The organism is Pseudomonas sp. X4 (assembly GCF_040784925.1).
GTDB classification, from domain to species: domain Bacteria; phylum Pseudomonadota; class Gammaproteobacteria; order Pseudomonadales; family Pseudomonadaceae; genus Aquipseudomonas; species Aquipseudomonas putida_Z.
This window is the reverse complement of the sequence record NZ_CP160798.1, coordinates 4623957-4641768: the sequence shown is the minus strand read 5'-3', so window position 1 is coordinate 4641768 and position 17812 is coordinate 4623957. Positions and strand designations below refer to the sequence as shown.

The 17812-nt window shown below is 63.8% G+C and carries 7 protein-coding genes; 4 read left to right on the top strand and 3 right to left on the bottom strand.

The genetic code is table 11. The features are described from left to right. Window positions 1–44 precede the first annotated feature (44 nt). A complete protein-coding gene (locus ABX298_RS20740; protein ID WP_063913719.1) occupies window positions 45–743 on the top strand; it encodes a pirin family protein in 699 nt (232 codons plus the stop codon). Between the two features lie 1069 nt (window positions 744–1812). On the opposite strand, the gene ABX298_RS20735 is transcribed toward ABX298_RS20740, so the two are convergent. After that, a complete protein-coding gene (locus ABX298_RS20735; protein WP_367393570.1) occupies window positions 1813–2298 on the bottom strand; it encodes an isochorismatase family protein in 486 nt (161 codons plus the stop codon). A 61-nt stretch (window positions 2299–2359) separates the two neighbouring features. Next, the gene (locus ABX298_RS20730) at window positions 2360–3271 is read right to left on the bottom strand and encodes a LysR substrate-binding domain-containing protein (RefSeq protein ID WP_085706159.1); all 912 of its coding nucleotides are present in this window, start codon (window positions 3269–3271) and stop codon (window positions 2360–2362) included. 196 nt (window positions 3272–3467) lie between these two features. On the opposite strand from ABX298_RS20730, the gene ABX298_RS20725 reads away from it, so the two are divergent. From ABX298_RS20725 to ttdB, 3 genes are read left to right on the top strand one after another with little or no spacing between them, the layout of a single operon-like run. Beyond that, window positions 3468–4805, top strand: a complete 1338-nt coding sequence (locus ABX298_RS20725; RefSeq protein WP_367393569.1) for a dicarboxylate/amino acid:cation symporter — start codon at window positions 3468–3470, stop codon at window positions 4803–4805. Between the two features lie 54 nt (window positions 4806–4859). Further along, the gene (ttdA, locus tag ABX298_RS20720; RefSeq protein ID WP_013972067.1) at window positions 4860–5759 is read left to right on the top strand and encodes a L(+)-tartrate dehydratase subunit alpha; all 900 of its coding nucleotides are present in this window, start codon (window positions 4860–4862) and stop codon (window positions 5757–5759) included. Further along, window positions 5756–6364, top strand: coding sequence for a L(+)-tartrate dehydratase subunit beta (ttdB, locus tag ABX298_RS20715; protein WP_003259286.1), 609 nt, complete (start codon window positions 5756–5758; stop codon window positions 6362–6364). The genes ttdA and ttdB overlap by 4 nt, the downstream gene beginning before the upstream one ends. 154 nt (window positions 6365–6518) lie before the next feature. Here ttdB and ABX298_RS20710 read toward each other — a convergent pair whose 3' ends face one another. After that, a complete protein-coding gene (locus ABX298_RS20710) occupies window positions 6519–17273 on the bottom strand; it encodes a peroxidase family protein (protein ID WP_367393568.1) in 10755 nt (3584 codons plus the stop codon). Window positions 17274–17812: the final 539 nt, after the last annotated feature.

The window sequence follows — 17812 nt, the reverse complement described above, 5'->3', positions numbered from 1 at the left end:
TTGACGCATCATGGCCTCATTCCACTGATTCAAGGAGCACGACCATGCTGCAACTGCGACCGTTCGAAAGCCTCGGCCACGCCAACCACGGCTGGCTCGACGCCCACCATCATTTCTCGTTTGCCGAGTACTACGACCCGGCGCGCATGCACTGGGGCAACCTGCGGGTGTGGAACGACGACCTGATCGCTGCCGGCAGCGGCTTCCCGCCGCACCCGCACCGCGACATGGAAATCATCACCTATGTGCGTGAAGGCGCGATCAGCCACCAGGACAGCCTGGGTAACAAAGGCCGTACCGAAGCCGGGGACGTGCAGGTGATGAGCGCCGGTACCGGCATCGTGCACAGCGAGTACAACCTGGAAGACGTCGACACGCGTATTTTCCAGATCTGGATCGTGCCAGAGCGCACTGGCGAAGCACCGCAGTGGGGTACCCGGCCGTTCCCCAAAGGTGAGCGTGGCGAAGGCTTCGTGACCCTGGCCAGCGGCCGTGCGGGCGATGAGGACAGCCTGCAGATCCGCACCGATGCGCGGCTGGTGGCTGCCACCCTGCGTGCCGGCGAAACTGCCGAGTACCGCTTCGATGCCGCACGCCGGGGCTACCTGGTGCCGGCCAAGGGGCTGGTGGAGGTCAACGGGCTGCGTGCCAAGGCGCGCGATGGCGTGGCGATCGAGCAGGAGGAGGTGCTGCGGGTGACCGCCATCGAGGACAGCGAGATCGTGCTGGTGGATGTGGCCTGAGGCCTGTCCTTGCAAATTCGCATGTAGGTGTTCCCCTGTGGGAGCGGCCTTGCGTCGCGAAAGGGCCGCAAGGCGGCCCCGGCAATTTCGGCTGTGATGCCGAGATCCTGGGGCCGCTACGCAGCCCTTTCGCGACGCAAGGCCGCTCCCACAGGATCACCACGGCCCGATAAGACCATGCTTTAACCTGTGGGAGATTACCCAGCCCTTTGGGCTGCGCTGTCGCACAGATAACTGAATTCGCAAGCGATCCTCGTACCCTGTGGGAGCGGGCGTGCCCGCGAAGAATCCAACGCGGTGCCTGGCACCGGCTCCGCCGGTGTTCGCGGCGGTTCGACGCCTCGACACGCCCGCTCCCACAAGGTCACTGCCAACTCAATGAGTTATGTGTTGTTCTATGAGAGGCGGCCCCGGCAATTTCGGCTGTGATGCCGAGATCCTGGGGCCGCTACGCAGCCCTTTCGCGACGCAAGGCCGCTCCCACAGGATCACCACGGCCCGATAAGACCATGCTTTAACCTGTGGGAGATTACCCAGCCCTTTGGGCTGCGCTGTCGCACAGATAACTGAATTCGCAAGCGATCCTCGTGCCCTGTGGGAGCGGGCGTGCCCGCGAAGAATCCAACGCGGTGCCTGGCACCGGCTCCGCCGGTGTTCGCGGCGGTTCGACGCCTCGACACGCCCGCTCCCACAAGGTCACTGCCAACTCAATGAGTTATGTGTTGTTCTATGAGAGGCGGCCCCGGCAATTTCGGCTGTGATGCCGAGATCCTGGGGCCGCTACGCAGCCCTTTCGCGACGCAAGGCCGCTCTCCCACAGGATCACCACGGCCCGATAAGACCATGCTTTAACCTGTGGGAGATTACCCAGCCCTTTGGGCTGCGCTGTCGCACAGATAACTGAATTCGCAAGCGATCCTCGTACCCTGTGGGAGCGGCTTTAGCCGCGAAGAATCCAACGCGGTGCATGGCACCGGCTGCGCCGGTGTTCGCGGCTAAAGCCGCTCCCACAGGGGCCCTGCTATTTCAATGAGTTATGTGCAGTTCTATGAGAATGGGCCTGCAAGCGCTAGCCTGGTACAGCCACTTCGGCGAGCACCTCGGCCGAGGTGGTGACCTGGCGGAAGTGATGCTTCCACAGGTCGATGCCCAGCTTGCCCGACCTGTCGAGCAAAGAGCCTACCGTCATGTCGGTGACCAGGGTGGGCATCAGCCCCGCATCGAACAGGGCGAAACCGGCGGCCAGCACACAGGTTTCGGTCTGCAACCCACATACCAGCACGCGCTCCACACCCAATTTCTTGATGTAGTCGATAGCCTCGGCGCTCTGCCCGTAGCCATGCTTGACGAACACCTGGTCGGCCTCGACCAGGCTGTCGTCCTCGGCCGCCGGGTGCCAGCCAAGCTGGCGCTCGAACGGCGTGACCTGTTCGTCGTGCAACTCGACCGAGGCGATGGTGGGGATGTTCGCCGACAACCGGCGCAGGCCATCGACCAGCCACTCGGGCGGGCTGAAGGTGGACTGGACATCGACAATGAGCAAAACCTGGCGCATGGGCGGATTCCGGGCATGGGCAAAGGCGCGGAGTATAACGCGATCGCCTGTGGTAAAGGCCTCAATGCCACCCTGCCAGGCTGTCCCCCTGGCGGAAGAATGCCCTCAGGTGCTCGACGAAGCACGACACCTTGGCCGACAGGTTCAGGCGTTCCAGGTACACCGCATAGATATCCGCAGGCGGCGTGTGGTAATCGCCCAGCACCTCCACCAGGCGCCCGCTGCGCAGGTGGTCGGCCAGGTTCCACTCGGCCCGCAGCAGGATGCCCTGCCCGTCCAGCGCCCAGTTCAGGGCGACCTCGCCATCGTTGGTGCTGAGGCTGCCATGCACCTTCACCGACTCGCTCTGCTTGCCGCGGCTTAGCCGCCAGATACCGAACGCGGCGTCGTTCTGGCGCAACACGATGCAGTTGTGGCTGGCCAGGTCCTTTGGCGATTCGGGGGTACCGTGGGCTTCCAGGTAACCGGGCGATGCGCACAATCGGCGGCGGTTGGCCGCGATCTTGCGGGCGATCAGCCGCGAGTCGGGCAGCTCGCCAAAGCGGATGGCCACGTCGATGGCATCGTTCGGCAGGGCAATGGGGCGGTCGGTCAGGTGCAACTGCACCTCCACCTCGGGGTAGCGCTTGGCAAACGATGACACCGCCGGCCCCACGTGGGTACGGCCAAAGCCCAGCGGCGCATTGACCCGCAGCAAACCCTTGGGCTCGGCGCGGCTGCTGGACACCTGCCGCTCCATTTCCTCGATCTCGCCCAGTATGCGCTTGGCATTCACCAGGTAAGTCTCGCCCTCGGCGGTAAGGCTGATGCTGCGTGTGGTGCGGTTGAGCAGGCGCACGCCCAGGCGCTGTTCCAGCTGGGCCAGGCGCTTGGAGACCGCTGGCGGGGTCAGGTTCAGTTCGCGAGCAGTGCCCGCCAGGCTACCCACCCTGATCAGCTGGGTGAAGAACGCCAGCTCCGATACCGGATTCATAATTAACCTGAGGGAAACAATGAGTTGAATTTCATTGTATTACAGCATTTTTGAAAAACCATTACCTTTTGCCCTGCGTGATTAACCACAAGAAAGCTGGGCTCTTCGGCCGCCAAGGCCAGGTGTGACCTGCACCCCTCACGAGCAGCCCGGCCGCCAGATAAATCCGACTCACAACAATAATTCGGAGACGGCAATGGCCAAGCGATTGTTCGGCAAGCTCTACGTACAGGTATTGATCGGCGTAACCCTCGGGGTGCTGATCGGAGTGTTCTGGCCACAGGTTGGCGCTGACCTGAAGCCCGTCGGTGACGCCTTCATCAAACTGATCAAGATGGTCTTCGCCCCGATCATCTTCGCCACGGTGGTGCTGGGCATCGCCAAGATGGAAAACATGAAGGAACTCGGCCGCGTCGGCGTGCGCGCGCTGATCTACTTCGAAGTGCTGTCCACCTTTGCCCTGGTACTGGGGCTGGTGGTAGTCAACATCGTGCAGCCCGGCCTGGGCATGAACGTCGACCCTGCCACCCTGGATGCCAAGAGCATCTCCACCTACACCGCCGCGGCAGCCGGCAACAGCGGTGGCTTCATCGACTTCCTGCTGCACGTGATACCCGCCAGCGTGACCGATGCCTTCGCCAAGAACGAGATCCTGCCGATTCTGCTGTTCAGCACCCTGTTAGGCATCGCCCTCTCCCACCTGGGCCCGCGCGGCAAGCCGATGGTGGATGTGCTCGAAGCGTTCTCCCACGGCATGTTCTTCATCGTCGGCATGATCATGCGCGTGGCACCGCTGGCCGCCTGCGGTGCCATGGCGTTCACCGTGGGCAAGTACGGGCTGGGCTCGATCGTTTCGCTGGGCAAGCTGATGGCGACCATGTACCTGACCTGCTTCCTGTTCGTGGTGGTGGTGCTGGGCGCCATTGCCCGGCTGTGCGGCTTCAACCTGTGGAAGTTCCTCAAGTACCTCAAGGAAGAACTGTTCACGGTACTGGGTACCAGCTCATCCGAGTCGGTGGTACCGCAACTGATGAACAAGCTGGAAAAGGTTGGCGTGTCCAAGCCTGTGGTCGGCCTGGTGATCCCCTCGGGCCTTACCTTCAACCCGGACGGCCAGTGCATCTACTACACCATGGCCGCCATCTTCATCGCCCAGGCCACCAACACACCGCTGACCCTGATGGACCAACTGATCGTGCTGGGTGTGCTGCTGCTCACCTCCAAAGGCTCTGCAGGCGTAACCGGCTCGGGCTTCATCACCCTGGCCGCGACCCTGGCGACCATGGACAACATCCCGGTGGCCGGCATGGTCCTGCTGCTGGGCGTGGACCGCTTCATGTCCGAAGCCCGGGCCATCACCAACACCATCGGCAACGCGGTCGGCACCGTGGCAATCGCCAACTGGGTGGGTGCGCTGGACAAGCAGCGCATGGCCCAGGCCCTGGACGGCCAGCTGCCGGCCGACCCCGAACCCGAGGCCGCTGTGCCGCACCCTGCCCTTGCACGCATGGAGGCCGGCACACCCGCACCCTGACCTTTCGAAAAACAGCAAAAAGAACCCGCCTTGTGATGCAGTGAGGAAATAATCATGGACAAAGAAACAGCCGTGTCATCGCTTACCGACGTGATGGCCAAGTTCACCGCCTATATCGGCAAGCGCCTGCCCCGCGACGTCAAGGAAAAGACCGCCAAGTTGCGCGCCGCCGAAACCAACCCGCTGGCCATCGCCGTGTACGACTCGATGGCCGACAACCAGGAATACGCCGACAAGCTCAACCGGCCCAGCTGCCAGGACACCGGCGTCATCCAGTACTTCGTCTCGGCGGGCGCGCGCTTCCCGCTACTGGGCGAGATGGAAGGCATCCTCGAGAACGCCACCAGGGAAGCCACCATCCAGGGGCCGCTGCGCCACAATGCGGTGGAAACCTTCATCGAGAAGAACACCGGCACCAACACTGGCTCGAAGATCCCGTGGCTGGACTGGGAAATCATCCCCGATGCCGACTACGCCATCGTCGACGTGTACATGGCCGGCGGCGGCTGCACGCTGCCTGGCTCGGCCAAGGTACTGATGCCGGGGCAAGGTTATGAAGGGGTGACCGAGTTCGTCTTCGATGTCATCACCTCGCGCGGTGTCAACGCCTGCCCGCCACTGCTGGTGGGTGTAGGGGTATCGACCTCGGTGGAGACGGCGGCACGCCTGTCGAAGAAGGCCATCCTGCGCGAAGTGGACTCCAGCCACCCCAACGAAAGCGCGGCGATGATGGAAAAGCTGCTGGAGGAAGGCCTCAACGAAATCGGCATCGGCCCGCAGGGCCTGACCGGCAACAGCAGCGTGATGGGCGTGAACATCGAGTCTTCGGCCCGCCACCCGTCCACCATCGGTGTGGCGGTGTCCACCGGCTGCTGGGCGCACCGCCGCGGCAAGATCCGCATCAACGCCGACCTGTCCTACGACATCCTCTCGCACGAAGGGGTAGTACTGTGAAAAAGATCCTGAGCACACCTATCAGCGACGAAGACCTGGCCAACCTCAACGTGGGCGATGTGGTCTACCTCACCGGCCAACTGGTGACCTGCCGTGACGTTGCCCACCGCCGGCTCATCGAACTGGGCCGCGAGCTGCCGGTCGACTTGCGCGGCGGCGCGATTTTCCACGCAGGCCCCATCGTCAGGAAGAAGGACGATGGCAGCTTCGAGATGGTCTCCATCGGCCCGACCACCAGCATGCGCATGGAAAAGTTCGAGAAGCAGTTCATCGAGCAGACCGGCGTCAAGCTGATCGTCGGCAAGGGTGGCATGGGCCCGGAGACTACAACCGGTTGCCTGGAAAACAAGGCAGTGCATGCAGTGTTCCCGGGCGGTTGCGCGGTGCTGGCGGCGACCCAGGTGGAAGAGATCGAGCGTGCGGAATGGCAGGACTTGGGCATGCCGGAGACGCTATGGGTGAACCGCGTGCGCGAGTTCGGCCCGTTGATCATCTCCATCGACACCAAGGGCAACAACCTGTTCGAGCAGAACAAGGCCCGGTTCAACGAACGCAAGGGGGCGGTGATCGAGAAGATCAACAGCCAGGTGCGGTTCATCAAGTAACTGCGTGCGACATGGGGCCGCTTTGCGGCCCAATCGCGACACAAGGCCGCTCCTACAGGGGTATCACCAAGCCTGAGGGCAGTGATATCCCTGTGGGAGCGGGCTTGCCCGCGAATGGGCCGCAAAGCGGCCCTTGTCACGTCTTCTCTGGCCCTCAACCTGCCAGGTTGAAGTCCGCTACGGTCACCGTGGTTGCATCCGCCACCCCCACCAGGCGGATGGAGTCGGTACCGATGCTGACCAGCGTGTCATTGCCGACATCGGCTATGATGACGCTGCCGGCAAAGGTGGCCGCGGTGATGTTGAGGGCAGCGATATCCAGCCGGTCCTGGCCACCCTGCGGAACAGCGTCAAAGTTGATGATCAGGTCATTGCCGAAGCCGGCAGCGAACTGGAAGACATCATTGCCGTCAGTGGCCATCATGGTGTCGTTGCCGGCACCGCCCACGACGGTATCGTTACCCGCCCCACCGTTGAGGAAGTCATTGCCGGCACCACCCTGCAAGGTGTCGTTGCCAACGTCACCAAACAGCGTGTCGTTGCCGTCGCCACCCTGCAGCACATCGACGCCGTTGCCGCCATCAAGGCTGTCAGCGCCGGCACCACCCTGCAGGTTGTCGTTGCCGGTGTCCCCGAACAGCGAGTCGTTACCGGCGCCGCCGTCGAGGGTGTCGTTGCCAGCGCCACCGTTCAGGGTGTCGGTGCCCAAGCCGCCGAGCAACTGGTCGTTGCCAGCATCGCCGTTCAGCGTGTCGTTGCCTGCCGCGCCGGTGATGATGTTGGCCAGGCCATTACCGGTACCGGTGAAGTTGCCCGCCCCGATATAGGTCAGGTTCTCGACGTTGGCACCCAGGGTGTAGCTGGCCGCCGTGGCACGCACGGTATCCGTACCGCCCGCCGTAGCCTCGACCACCACATCGCCGGCGTTATCCACCACATAGGTGTCGTTGCCAAGGCCACCAACCAAGCGGTCGATACCGGCACCGCCATTGAGCAGGTCGTTACCGGCACCACCGGTGATGGTGTTGGCCAGCGTGTTACCGGTGCCAGTGAAGTTGCCTGCCCCGGTAAAGGTCAGGTTTTCGACGTTGGCACCCAGGGTGTAGCTGGCAAGGGTGGTCTGCACCAGGTCGACACCACCGTTCAGCGCCTCGCTCACGGTGTCGCCGAGGTTGTCGACCACGAAGGTGTCGTTGCCTGCACCGCCAACCATGGCATCTGCACCAAGCCCGCCGTTGAGGGTGTCGTTGCCGGCACCGCCGTCGAGGCTGTCGGGGTCGTTACCCCCATTGAGGATGTCGTTACCATCCCCGCCGAACAGTTGGTCGGCGCCGCCCAGGCCGTTGAGCACATCGTTGCCACCCAGCCCCGAGAGCGTATCGTTGCCCGCACCACCGGTCAGGGTATTGGCCCCGGCAGTACCGACCAGCACCACGCCTGGCGGCGGCACAACCGCCGCGGTCGCGGCCGAAGTCAGCGACTCCCGGGTACCAAAGGCGTCGGTGTAGCTCACGACCACCCGCAACTGCCGGTTACCCTGCTCGAAGCCCGGGGTGAAGGTTGCAGCAGTGGCACCCGCGATGTTGCTGAAGGTGCCGCCAATGTTCTGCTGCCACTGGAAGCTGAACGCGCCCAGCCCATCCAGGTCGGCGATACTGCCGGTGAGCGCGGTCAGCGTCTGGCCCTGGTCTGGCGTGGTGTCGCTGATCAGCACGGCACCGGTGGGCGCATCGTTGACGTTGGCCACCGGGTCAAGGATGTCGGAGGCGATGCTTTCCTGCACACCAAAGTCATCCACGTAGCTGACCACCACCCGCATGTTCTGCCCCACCTGGTTCTGGGTGAGGAGGAAGGTGCTGTTGATGGCGCCAGCAATGTCGACCCAGCCGGTACCCCGGTTGGACTGCCACTGGAAGGTGAACCGCGGGTTGCTCAGGCCGTCGGCATCGACGATGGTTGCCGGGTTGGCGGTGAGCGTCTGGTTCTGCACCAGCAGCCCGGTCACGGTAGGCCCGGCGGTCGGCGCGTTGTTCGGCGCCGAATCGACGATTTCCAGCGTACCCTTGGTGTCCTGGTACACCGCGCGTACGCGGATGTTCAGCCCCGCCACATCGTCCGTGACCCGGTAGGTGGTACCGACAGCTCGCGAAACCTCGCCGGCAGCAACGAAGGTGATGTCTTCATAGACACCCGAGCCTGGCAGGGTCTCTACTTGCCAGTAGTACGCCACCGGGCCGGTGATCGCACCGGTCAGGTTGGTCGCGCTGACGTTGTCCGCATCATGTACCGCCAGCGGGGTGACCCGTAGCAGCTGGCCACTGACCGGTGTGTCGTCACGCACGCCGGTGGCAGCGTCAAGGATCACCAGGCTGCCGGTAGGGCCGGCGTTGACCGCGGTACCCACACCGGAGGCTTGCGAGCCATCCGAGAACTGCAGGCGCTCGATGCCGGTCAGGCGGTCGACACCATCACGCCCGGCCACCGAGTCGGTGACGATCACCGAGTTGCCATCGACCACCACGCTATAGTCGGTGGCCACCCCCGAGAACACCGCCGTGTCGTAGCTGTCGGTGCCGCTCAGGATTTCACGGACGATCACCAGCTGGCCCGGGTTGTAGGTGCCATTGAGCATCAGCGGCACCATCGGCTCCATGCTGTCGAAGCTGGCGATTTCCGGGCCGGTGCCGTCGCTGTTGGCGCGCACGCTGATGCGCACGTTCAGCCACTTGTCACCGTCGAGGATGTCGTCGCCACCACGGCCTTCGATCAGGTCGCTGCCGCTGCCGCCGAGGATGATGTTGCCACCGTCGTAGAACGTTGCCCCGGCAGCCAGCAGGCCGGACAGGCCGTTGATCAGGCTGATGTTGGTCAGCACGCTGCCGTTGGCGCCGTTGGTAGGCAAGGTGGCAGAAGTTTCGCTGTCACCGCGCAGGAAGTCGCCATGGGCAGAACCCGACAGGCCTTCCATGATGTCGAAGCGCACCAGCGCAGACGCGCCCGAACCCGGTACCGGCGGCACATCGAAGAAGCGGTCGCTGAAGTCTGCGGTCACACCCTGGGCCAGGCCCTTGAAGGTCGCCCAGTCGTAGCCGGAACCACCGATGTAGCGGTCACCGAAGCCCAGGCTGCCGACCATGATGTCGTCGCCGCCTTCACCGTTGAACTTGTCGTTCTCGTTGCCACCGATGAACACGTCGTTGCCGATGATCGGGTCGTTGCCGAGCGGGTCGAAGTTGTCGCCAGGCGCACCGTCCGAGGTGCCCTTCTCGATCCAGTCGTCACCTTCGTTGCCCATGTCCTGCTCGTTGGCTTTGCTGCCCAGGATAAAGTCGTTGCCCTGGCCGCCAATGGCTTCGGAGGCGTCCTCACCGGTGACGATGAAGTCGTTGCCGAAACCGCCGATGATCAGGTTGACGCCATTACCGCCGTGCAGCACATCGTTGCCGTCGCCGCCCTGGATGTTGTCGTCACCACCCATGTCGCTGATGATGTCGTCGCCGGCACCACCACGCAGCTGGTCGTTGCCGTCGCCACCCTCGATGCGGTCGTTGCCGCCATCGCCCCAGACCGTATCGTCACCCTCGCTGGACACCAGGATGTCGTCACCCTCGGTGCCGCCCAGCACGATGTGCTCGGCACCGGCATAGCGGATGTAGTTGGTGTCCGGGCCTGCTGTCAGCGGGCTGTCGCGGAACACCACCTGCTCGCCGTTTTCACCCAGTGGGTCGAGGTTGCCCAGGCCTTCGTTGAACTGCTTGCTCTGGTCCACTTCCAGGTAGAAGCCCGGGTCGGAGAACACCAGGCCCGGCAGGTGGGTGGCCGAGGTGTTGGCCATGATCAGCTTGGCGAACGAGTTGCTTTCCAGTTCGGCGTTCATCGACAGGCCGGCGGTGCGCTCCAGGTAGTAGAAGCGGTCGCCGTCCTGCAGTTTCTCCATCTGGTTCTCGAACACGAAGTTGAAGGTGCTGCCCAGCATGCCGCCGAACGGGGTTTTCGCTTCGGCCAGGCCGCCGATCCACAGGTCGATGGCATCGACCCCGGTCACGGTCACTGCCCGCAGGTCATCGGCGGTACCCAGCACGCCATCCCTGCCAGGCAGCGTGACGTTGGCGTAGGCTCCGGTGCTGTTGAGGAAGTCCAGGCGATCGGCTGGTGCGCCGTCGCCGCCGAACACCAAGGCCATGGCCGCCGCGCGTTTTTCCAGCAGCGTGGTGGCCTCGGTGATGGTGCTGTGAGTGCCGTAGGCAGCGATGAAGTTGATCAACGACTCCGGATGCTTCAGGTGCTGCACCAGGTCGACCCAGCTGGTGTAAGGCTTGAGCTGGGTATCGCCGGTTTGTGCGTAGATATCGCGGCGCACAGCGTTCAGCGAAGGGATACCGACGTCGCGGCCACGGGCGATGTTGATTGCCGGCAGGTCCAGTGGCAGGCCGAGCAGGTTGTTGCGCAGCGCCTCGGTGACGAACTCGTCGATCTCGTTACCGGCCTGGCGGGTGACCCCGCGCACGATGGCGCTGGTGGCATCCTCGGGGGTAACGCCACTGGCGGCATACGCCAGCGGGTTGAGGAACGCCGCGATCAGGCCCAGTTGCTGGTCGGGGTTGGCGCTGGCCGGGTCGCTGATGACGGTGAAGTCGACGTCGAAGCGGTCGACGGTCTCGGTCAGCATCGAGTGGCCGAAGCGGTACACGGTGTGAGCGAACTCGGCCACGATCGACGCATCGAGGTCGACGTCATACACCTGGGTCGGGGCGAAGAACAGGTCGACTCGCGGTTGTACGGTGCGGGCGAACTCCTCGAACACCAGGTGCTGGTACTGCATCTCGGTACCGAACTTGGCGGCCTGGAACAGCCGCTCGCCATTCCACACCAGCGCGTCGATTGCGGCCTGGTCGGCCGGCAGCACTGTTATCGGGTTGAGCAGCCACTCGTTGATGAAGGCCAGGTCACCCGAATCGAGCACGGTGTCCATGGTCTGCGCCACCAGCCGATTGTGCTCGGAGTGGAAGATCGCATGCACGGCAGTCAGGCCGATGTTCTCGTTGACCCGGCCGTCGCCGGCGATGTAGTGCGCGTCGAGCAGTTCGTTGTCGTAGGCCAGGTTGGCACCGGTGTTTGGGTTCACCGGCACGGCGTTGCCCACATCGGTATCGGCATCAGGCACCAGCACGCCACCGCTGAACACCGGCACGGCATTGTGGGCGATGTCGGCAAGGAACTGGTGACCGGTGCGTACGGCGTTGGTCAGGTCGATCGGCGCCAGCGGGTTGCCTTCGACCTGCTGGTCGTCGGCCGTGCCGGCAATGCCGTCGGCACCTTTCATGATTACCATCGGGAAACCGTTGGGCCCCTTGATGAAGTTGCCGTAAGCATCGGTCGCCAGTAGCGGCACGTTGTCGACGTCTGCGTCGGTCAGGTTGATGCCCAGTACGTCACGGGCTTGGGCCTTGACCACCTTCCAGGTCGCCATGCCACCAATTTCGGTGTCGTCGGCGGTACCGTAGCGGCCGTCGGCGCCCAGGTCCCGGTTGGTGATCAATCGGCCGGTGGCGATAGGTCCGTCGTCGGTCAGCAGATAGCCGCGCAGGAACACCTGGTGGGAAGGATGCGAGCTGTAGGTCTGGTTCTGATCCACGAACGGAGTGGTGGTATTGGTGTGCTCGTGGATGTCATCGGCGTTGCCGAGGATGCCATCCGGCCCAGGCAGGTTGGTCGCACGGGTCACCACCATGAAGTTGGTGAAACCACCCTCCACGTACAGCGGGTCATCCGGTTGCAGCGGGATGTAAATAGTGCCGGAGCCCCCCTTGGTGACTAGGTCCAGGCCATGGTCGAAGAACTGCCCGAAGAAGGTCATCCAGGCGTTGAACGGCGCGGACAGGCCAGCATCGGCGGCGGTGTTCTCGAACAGGTAAACGTCGTGGTCGTCGCCGGTGCCGAACTGGCCGTCCAGGCCTGGGCTGGCGACGATGCGCACGCCGTCCTTGAGCACGTCGTCGTTGCCCACGGCACCGAAGTTGAGCACACCGTCCGCACCGGGGTCATATGCCGTGGCATAGGCAGCCGGGTTGTTGGAGGTCTGGTCGGACAGCAGGTTGCTGATGGTGCGCGGCTGCGAGTCGAACACCGGGCCGCTGGTCTGTTCGTAAGACGAGCCCGGAATGGCCGGCGAGCCAGGGCCGAAGAAGCCGGCCGGTGCACCTTCGGCCGGGTTGAACACCGGGTCGGTCACGCGCGGGAAGACGTTGTCGGCGGCACCGTACTGCGTGTTGTTGATACCGTTGAGGTTCATCAGGTTGTTGTTCGAGCCATCCACCGCCCGCAGGCCCAGCGCCGAACGGATGTTGGGCAGCAGCGAGAGGATGTCTGCCCCGTTGGCATCGGCCTCGGCGATCTTGATCTGGTCGAGGATGAAGTTGAGGTCGGAACGCACCATGTGCAGCCCGGCGCCGCCAGCAGTGGCATCCGCCACCGGCGTGGCTGGCGTCGGTACCACAGGCGCGCCCGGTTGCACCACGGTGGTGGGCTGGGAGAACAGCACTTCGGTGGTGCCATGGGCGTCCTGGTAGATCGCCTTGACCCGCAGGGACAACCCGGCCAGGTCTGGCGACACCTTGAACGTGGTGCCGTCGGCACTCTGGAACGCCAGGTCGCCGGCCGGCAGCAGGATGATGTCCTCGAACACACCACTGCCCGGGGTGGCCTCGAACTGCCAGTAGTACGACACCGAACGGTCGGCGAGCGTGCCCAGCGGGTTGCCGGCGCTGATGTTATCGGCATCCCGCACGCCGGCCACGTTTACCGTAAGCAGATCGCCCACGGTGATCGCACCGCCGTTGCCGTCAGTGATGGCCGGGTTGCCGACAGGCTGCGCATTCACGCCTTCCACCAGCACCCGCTGGCTGTCGGCGAACTGCAGGCGTTCGATGTGCAACAGGGTATCGACGCCATCGCGTCCAGCCACGTTGTCGGTCACTGTCCAGACATCATCTGATGTGTCGAGCGTACCTTTGGTGTTCTGCGTCACCGTGTACTCGCTCTGCACCCCTGAGAACACCGCCGTGTCGAACGCCGCGCCTCCCGTCGAGGTGCCGGGCAGTATTTCCCGCACGGCCTTGAGCTGGCCAGGGTTGTAGGTGCGGTCGAGCATGAACGGAATCATGTCAACCATGCTGTCGAAGCTGGCGATCTCAGGGCCGGTGTGGTTGACGTCTCCCGGGGCATACACGGCGATGCGCACGTTGAGCCACTTGTCACCGTCGATCAGGTCATCGCCCCCACGGCCTTCGATCAGGTCGCTGCCGTTGCCGCCGAGCATGATGTTGCCGGTGGCAAAGCCGGTGGTCGGCAACCCGGCATCGGCCAGGAACTGCTGCAGGCCACGGATCAGTGCCACGTTGGTCAGCGCACTGCCGGTGGCACCGCCGTGGTTGAGGATGGTCACGGCATCGACATTATCGCCCTTGAGCACATCGGCGAAGTTCGAGCCGGACACGCCCTCGACCTCGGCAAAGCGGTCGAGGATGGAAGCCGGCGAGGCGCCGACCGGGTTGAAAATACCGGTGTTCTGGTTCGGTGCGTTGCCATGGGGTTGAGCCAGGGCGGCCAGGGTCAGGTCGACGGTGACGCCAACCTGGTCATTCTTGTTGGTAATCCAGTCGAAGCCGGACATGCCGTCCATCTTGTCCTGGGCGTCGCTGCCGACAAAGATGTCGTCACCGCCCTCGCCGATCATTTCGTCGAAGCCGCCACCACCGACGAAGATGTCGTTGCCGACCACTTCGTCACCCAGCAGCGGCGCAAAGTTGTCGCCGGGCGCACCGTCCTGGGTGCCCTTCTCGATCCAGTCGTCGCCCTCATTGCCGGTCGGTGGCAGGTTGGTCTTGGCGCCGAGAATGAAGTCGTCGCCCTGGCCGCCGAAGGTGGTGCTGATGTCTTCGGTGGTGATGATGAAGTCCTGGCCGTTGCCGCCCAGGATCAGGTTACCGCCCACCAGCATGCTGCCGGCAACGATGACGTCGTTGCCGTCGTTGCCTTCCAGGCGGTTGTCGCCGAAGGAGTCGGTGATGATGTCATCACCGGCGCCGCCCAGTACGGCATCGTTGCCCGCACCGCCTTCCAGGGTGTCGTTGCCGGCGTCGCCGTAGACGGTATCGTCGCCCTCACCGGAGATGATGATGTCGTTGCCGGAAGTGCCGCCCAGCACCACGTGGTCTTCGCCGGTGTAATGCAGGAAGTTGGTGTCGGTGCCCACGGTATCGGGGTTGTCGCGAATCACCAGCGGCACCACTTCGACGCCGTTGATCATGATGCCGCCCGTCGGGTCGGCCCGGCCGTCGGCGCCCAGGCCGGTGAACTGCTTGGTCTGGTCCACCTCGAGGGTGAAGGTCGGCGTGAGGAACACGGTGTTGGACAGGTGGGTGACATCGGAGTTGAGCATGATCAGCTTGGCGAAGGAGTTGTTCTCCAGCTCGGTGCCAAAGTTCATGCCCGCGGTGCGCGAAAGGTAGTAGAACCGGTCGCCGTTCTGCAGCGCTTCCAGCTGGGTCTCGAAGACGAAGTTGAAACTGGAGCCGAGCATGCCGCCGAATGGCATTTTCTGCTCGGCCAGGCCGCCGACCCAGAAGTCGATGTCATCGACACCGGTCACGGTCACTCCGGTGATGTCATCGGCGGTGCCGGGGATGCCGTCCGCGCCGACCAGTGTCACGTTGGCGTAGGCGCCGGTGCCGTTGAGGAAGTCCAGGCGGTCCGCTGGTGCGCCGTCACCGCCAAGCACCAGCGCCACGGCGGCGGCGCGCTTGGCCGCTTCGGTGTCCGCCCCGGTGATGGTGGCGTGGGTACCGTAGGCGGCGATGAAGTTGATCAGCGACGCCGGGTGCTTGAGGTGGTCGGCAAAGTCGGCCCAGCTGATGTAAGGCTTGAGCTGGCTGTCGCCGGTCATGGCATAGAAATCGCGCCGCGCCTCGTTGAGGGTGGGGATGCCGGTGTCACGGCCACGGGCAATGTTCAGCGCGGGCAGGTCCAGCGGCAGGCCAAGCAGGTTGTTGCGCAGCGCCTCTGTGACGAACTCGTCGATTTCGTTGCCCAGCTGACGGGTGACGCCACGGATGATCGCGCCGGCCGCTTCGTCGGCGGTAGCACCACTGCCGGCGAAGGCCAGCGGGTTGAGGAAGGCAGCGATCAGGCCGAGCTGCGGGTCGCCGTCCACCGGGGCGAACGCCGGGTCGAAGCGGTCGACGGTCTCTGTCAGCATCGAGTGACCGAAGCGGTAAACCACATGGGCGAACTCGGCGAGGATGGCCGGGTCGATCGACGTGTCGTAGCCGTTGGGGGCCAGGAACTCGTCGATCTGCGGCTGGATGGTGCGGGCGAACTCTTCGAACACCAGGTGCTGGTACTGCATCTCGGTGCCGAACTTGGCAGCCTGGAACAGCCGCTCGCCGTCCCATACCAGCGCGGCAATTTCGGCGGGCGTGGTGGGGATGGCAGCGACATCATCGATCAGCCACTGGTTGAGGAACGCCACATCGCCGGAAGCCAACAGGGTGTCCTTGGTCTGCTGCACCAGGCGGTTGTGCTCGGAGTGGAACACATGGTGCACGGCAGTCAGGCCGATGTTCTCGTTCACCCGGCCGTCGCCGGCGATGTAGTGGGCGTCGAGCAGTTCGTTGTCGTAGGTCAGGTTGTTGCCACCCGGCCCCACCGGCTGTGCGTTGCCCACGGCAGTATCGGCGTCGGCTTGCAGCACTCCGTTCACGATCACCGGCGCGGCGTTGTGGGCGATGTCGTCAAGGAAGCCATGCCCGGTGCTCACGGCATTGGCCAGGCTGATCGGCGCGTCGCGGTTGCCTTCGACCAGCGTGGTGACGTCGTCGGCGGTACCGGCGATGCCGTCGGCGCCATTGTTGACGCGCATCACCACCTGCGGCATGCCGTTGGGCCCGCGCAGGAAGTTGCCGTAGGGGTCGGTGGCCAGCAGCGGCACGCTGTGCACATCGGCATCGGTCAGGTTGATGCCCAGCAGGTCGCGGGCCTGGGCCTTGACCACTGCCCAGGTGGCCATGCCACCACTTTCGCCGTCGCCATCGTCGGCGGTGCCGAAGCGGCCATCGGCGCCCAGGTCACGGTTGGTGATGAGCCGCCCGGTGGCTACCGGGTCGCCTGCGGCATTGAGCGTGTATTCACGCAGGAACACCTGGTGCGAGGGGTGCGAGCTGTAGGTCTGGCTCTGGTCGACGAACGGCGAGGTGGTGTTGGTCTGGCCATCGTCGGCGGTACCCACAACACCATCGGCGCCTGCGGTACGCACAGCCCGTGGCAGCACCATGAAGTTGGTCGGGCTGCCTTCGACGAACAGCGGGTCGTCCGGCTGCAGCGGGATGAACACGACGTCGGTGCTGCTTTTGGTGACCAGGTCCAGGCCGTGGTCGAAGAACTGGCCGAAGAAGGTCATCCAGGCGTTGAAGCCGGCGGTCAGGCCGACGTCGGGCGACACGTTGGGGATGAAGAACACTTCCGTGTCATCAGCGGTGCCGAATACCCCATCGATGCCGGGGCTGATCACCGGGGCGGCGCCGCCATTAGCTTCGACTGCGGCCGGGTTGTTCGCCGTCTGGTCGACGATCAGGTTGCTGATGGTACGTGGTTGCGAGTCGGTAACCGTACCGGTGCCGGCATAGGCGCCAGTGAAGGACGGACTGAGCAGGCGCAGGAACGAGTTGTCGGCGGCGCCGAACTCGCTCTGCCCGGTCACCAGGTTGTTGTAGCTGCCGTCCACGGTACGCAGGCCGAACGGCACCTGGCTGTTGGGCAGCAGGTCGATCAGGCTGGTGCCATCGGCATGGGCTTCGGCGATGAAGATCTGCTGGAGGATGAACTCCAGGTCCGACTTGCTGAAATCTGCCATTTCAATTGCCCTCGATCTGTCGGGAGATGACTCAGGGCAACAGGGTCCTTCCCGCGCCCAGTCAGTGACGTGCGCAGTTTCTGATTCTGGGTTCTGGGGGCAGTTGGGCACTACGGTGCTGTGTTATCGCCACTGGCCTCATCGCCGGCAAGCCGGCTCCCACAGGAACGGCGGGAACCTTGTAAACGGTGCGATACAGGTAGGCACCGCACACACATCGACCCCAGCTCGCACAGGGTCCGAATACATCAGACTAAAGTCGCAGAAGAAAAACTTGTCAATATCCCGTCAAAAAATTCGTCCGGCATTGATAACGCGACACAACTCCCTGTTTTTCATGGCACTTATGAAAAGTTCAAAGACTTTATAGAGCAAAAAGATATTACCGAGTGTTTCACTGCAACCTACGCTGCTGCATGTGGGAGCAACGCAGCGTTTTGGACCATTCGCCCTTAGAGCGACCCGCCTGCGAGCCGACCAGAAGCCACAACTACCGCTGTACGGGGCGCCGCAAGGGCTTCCCGTTTGTGATAAAGGGA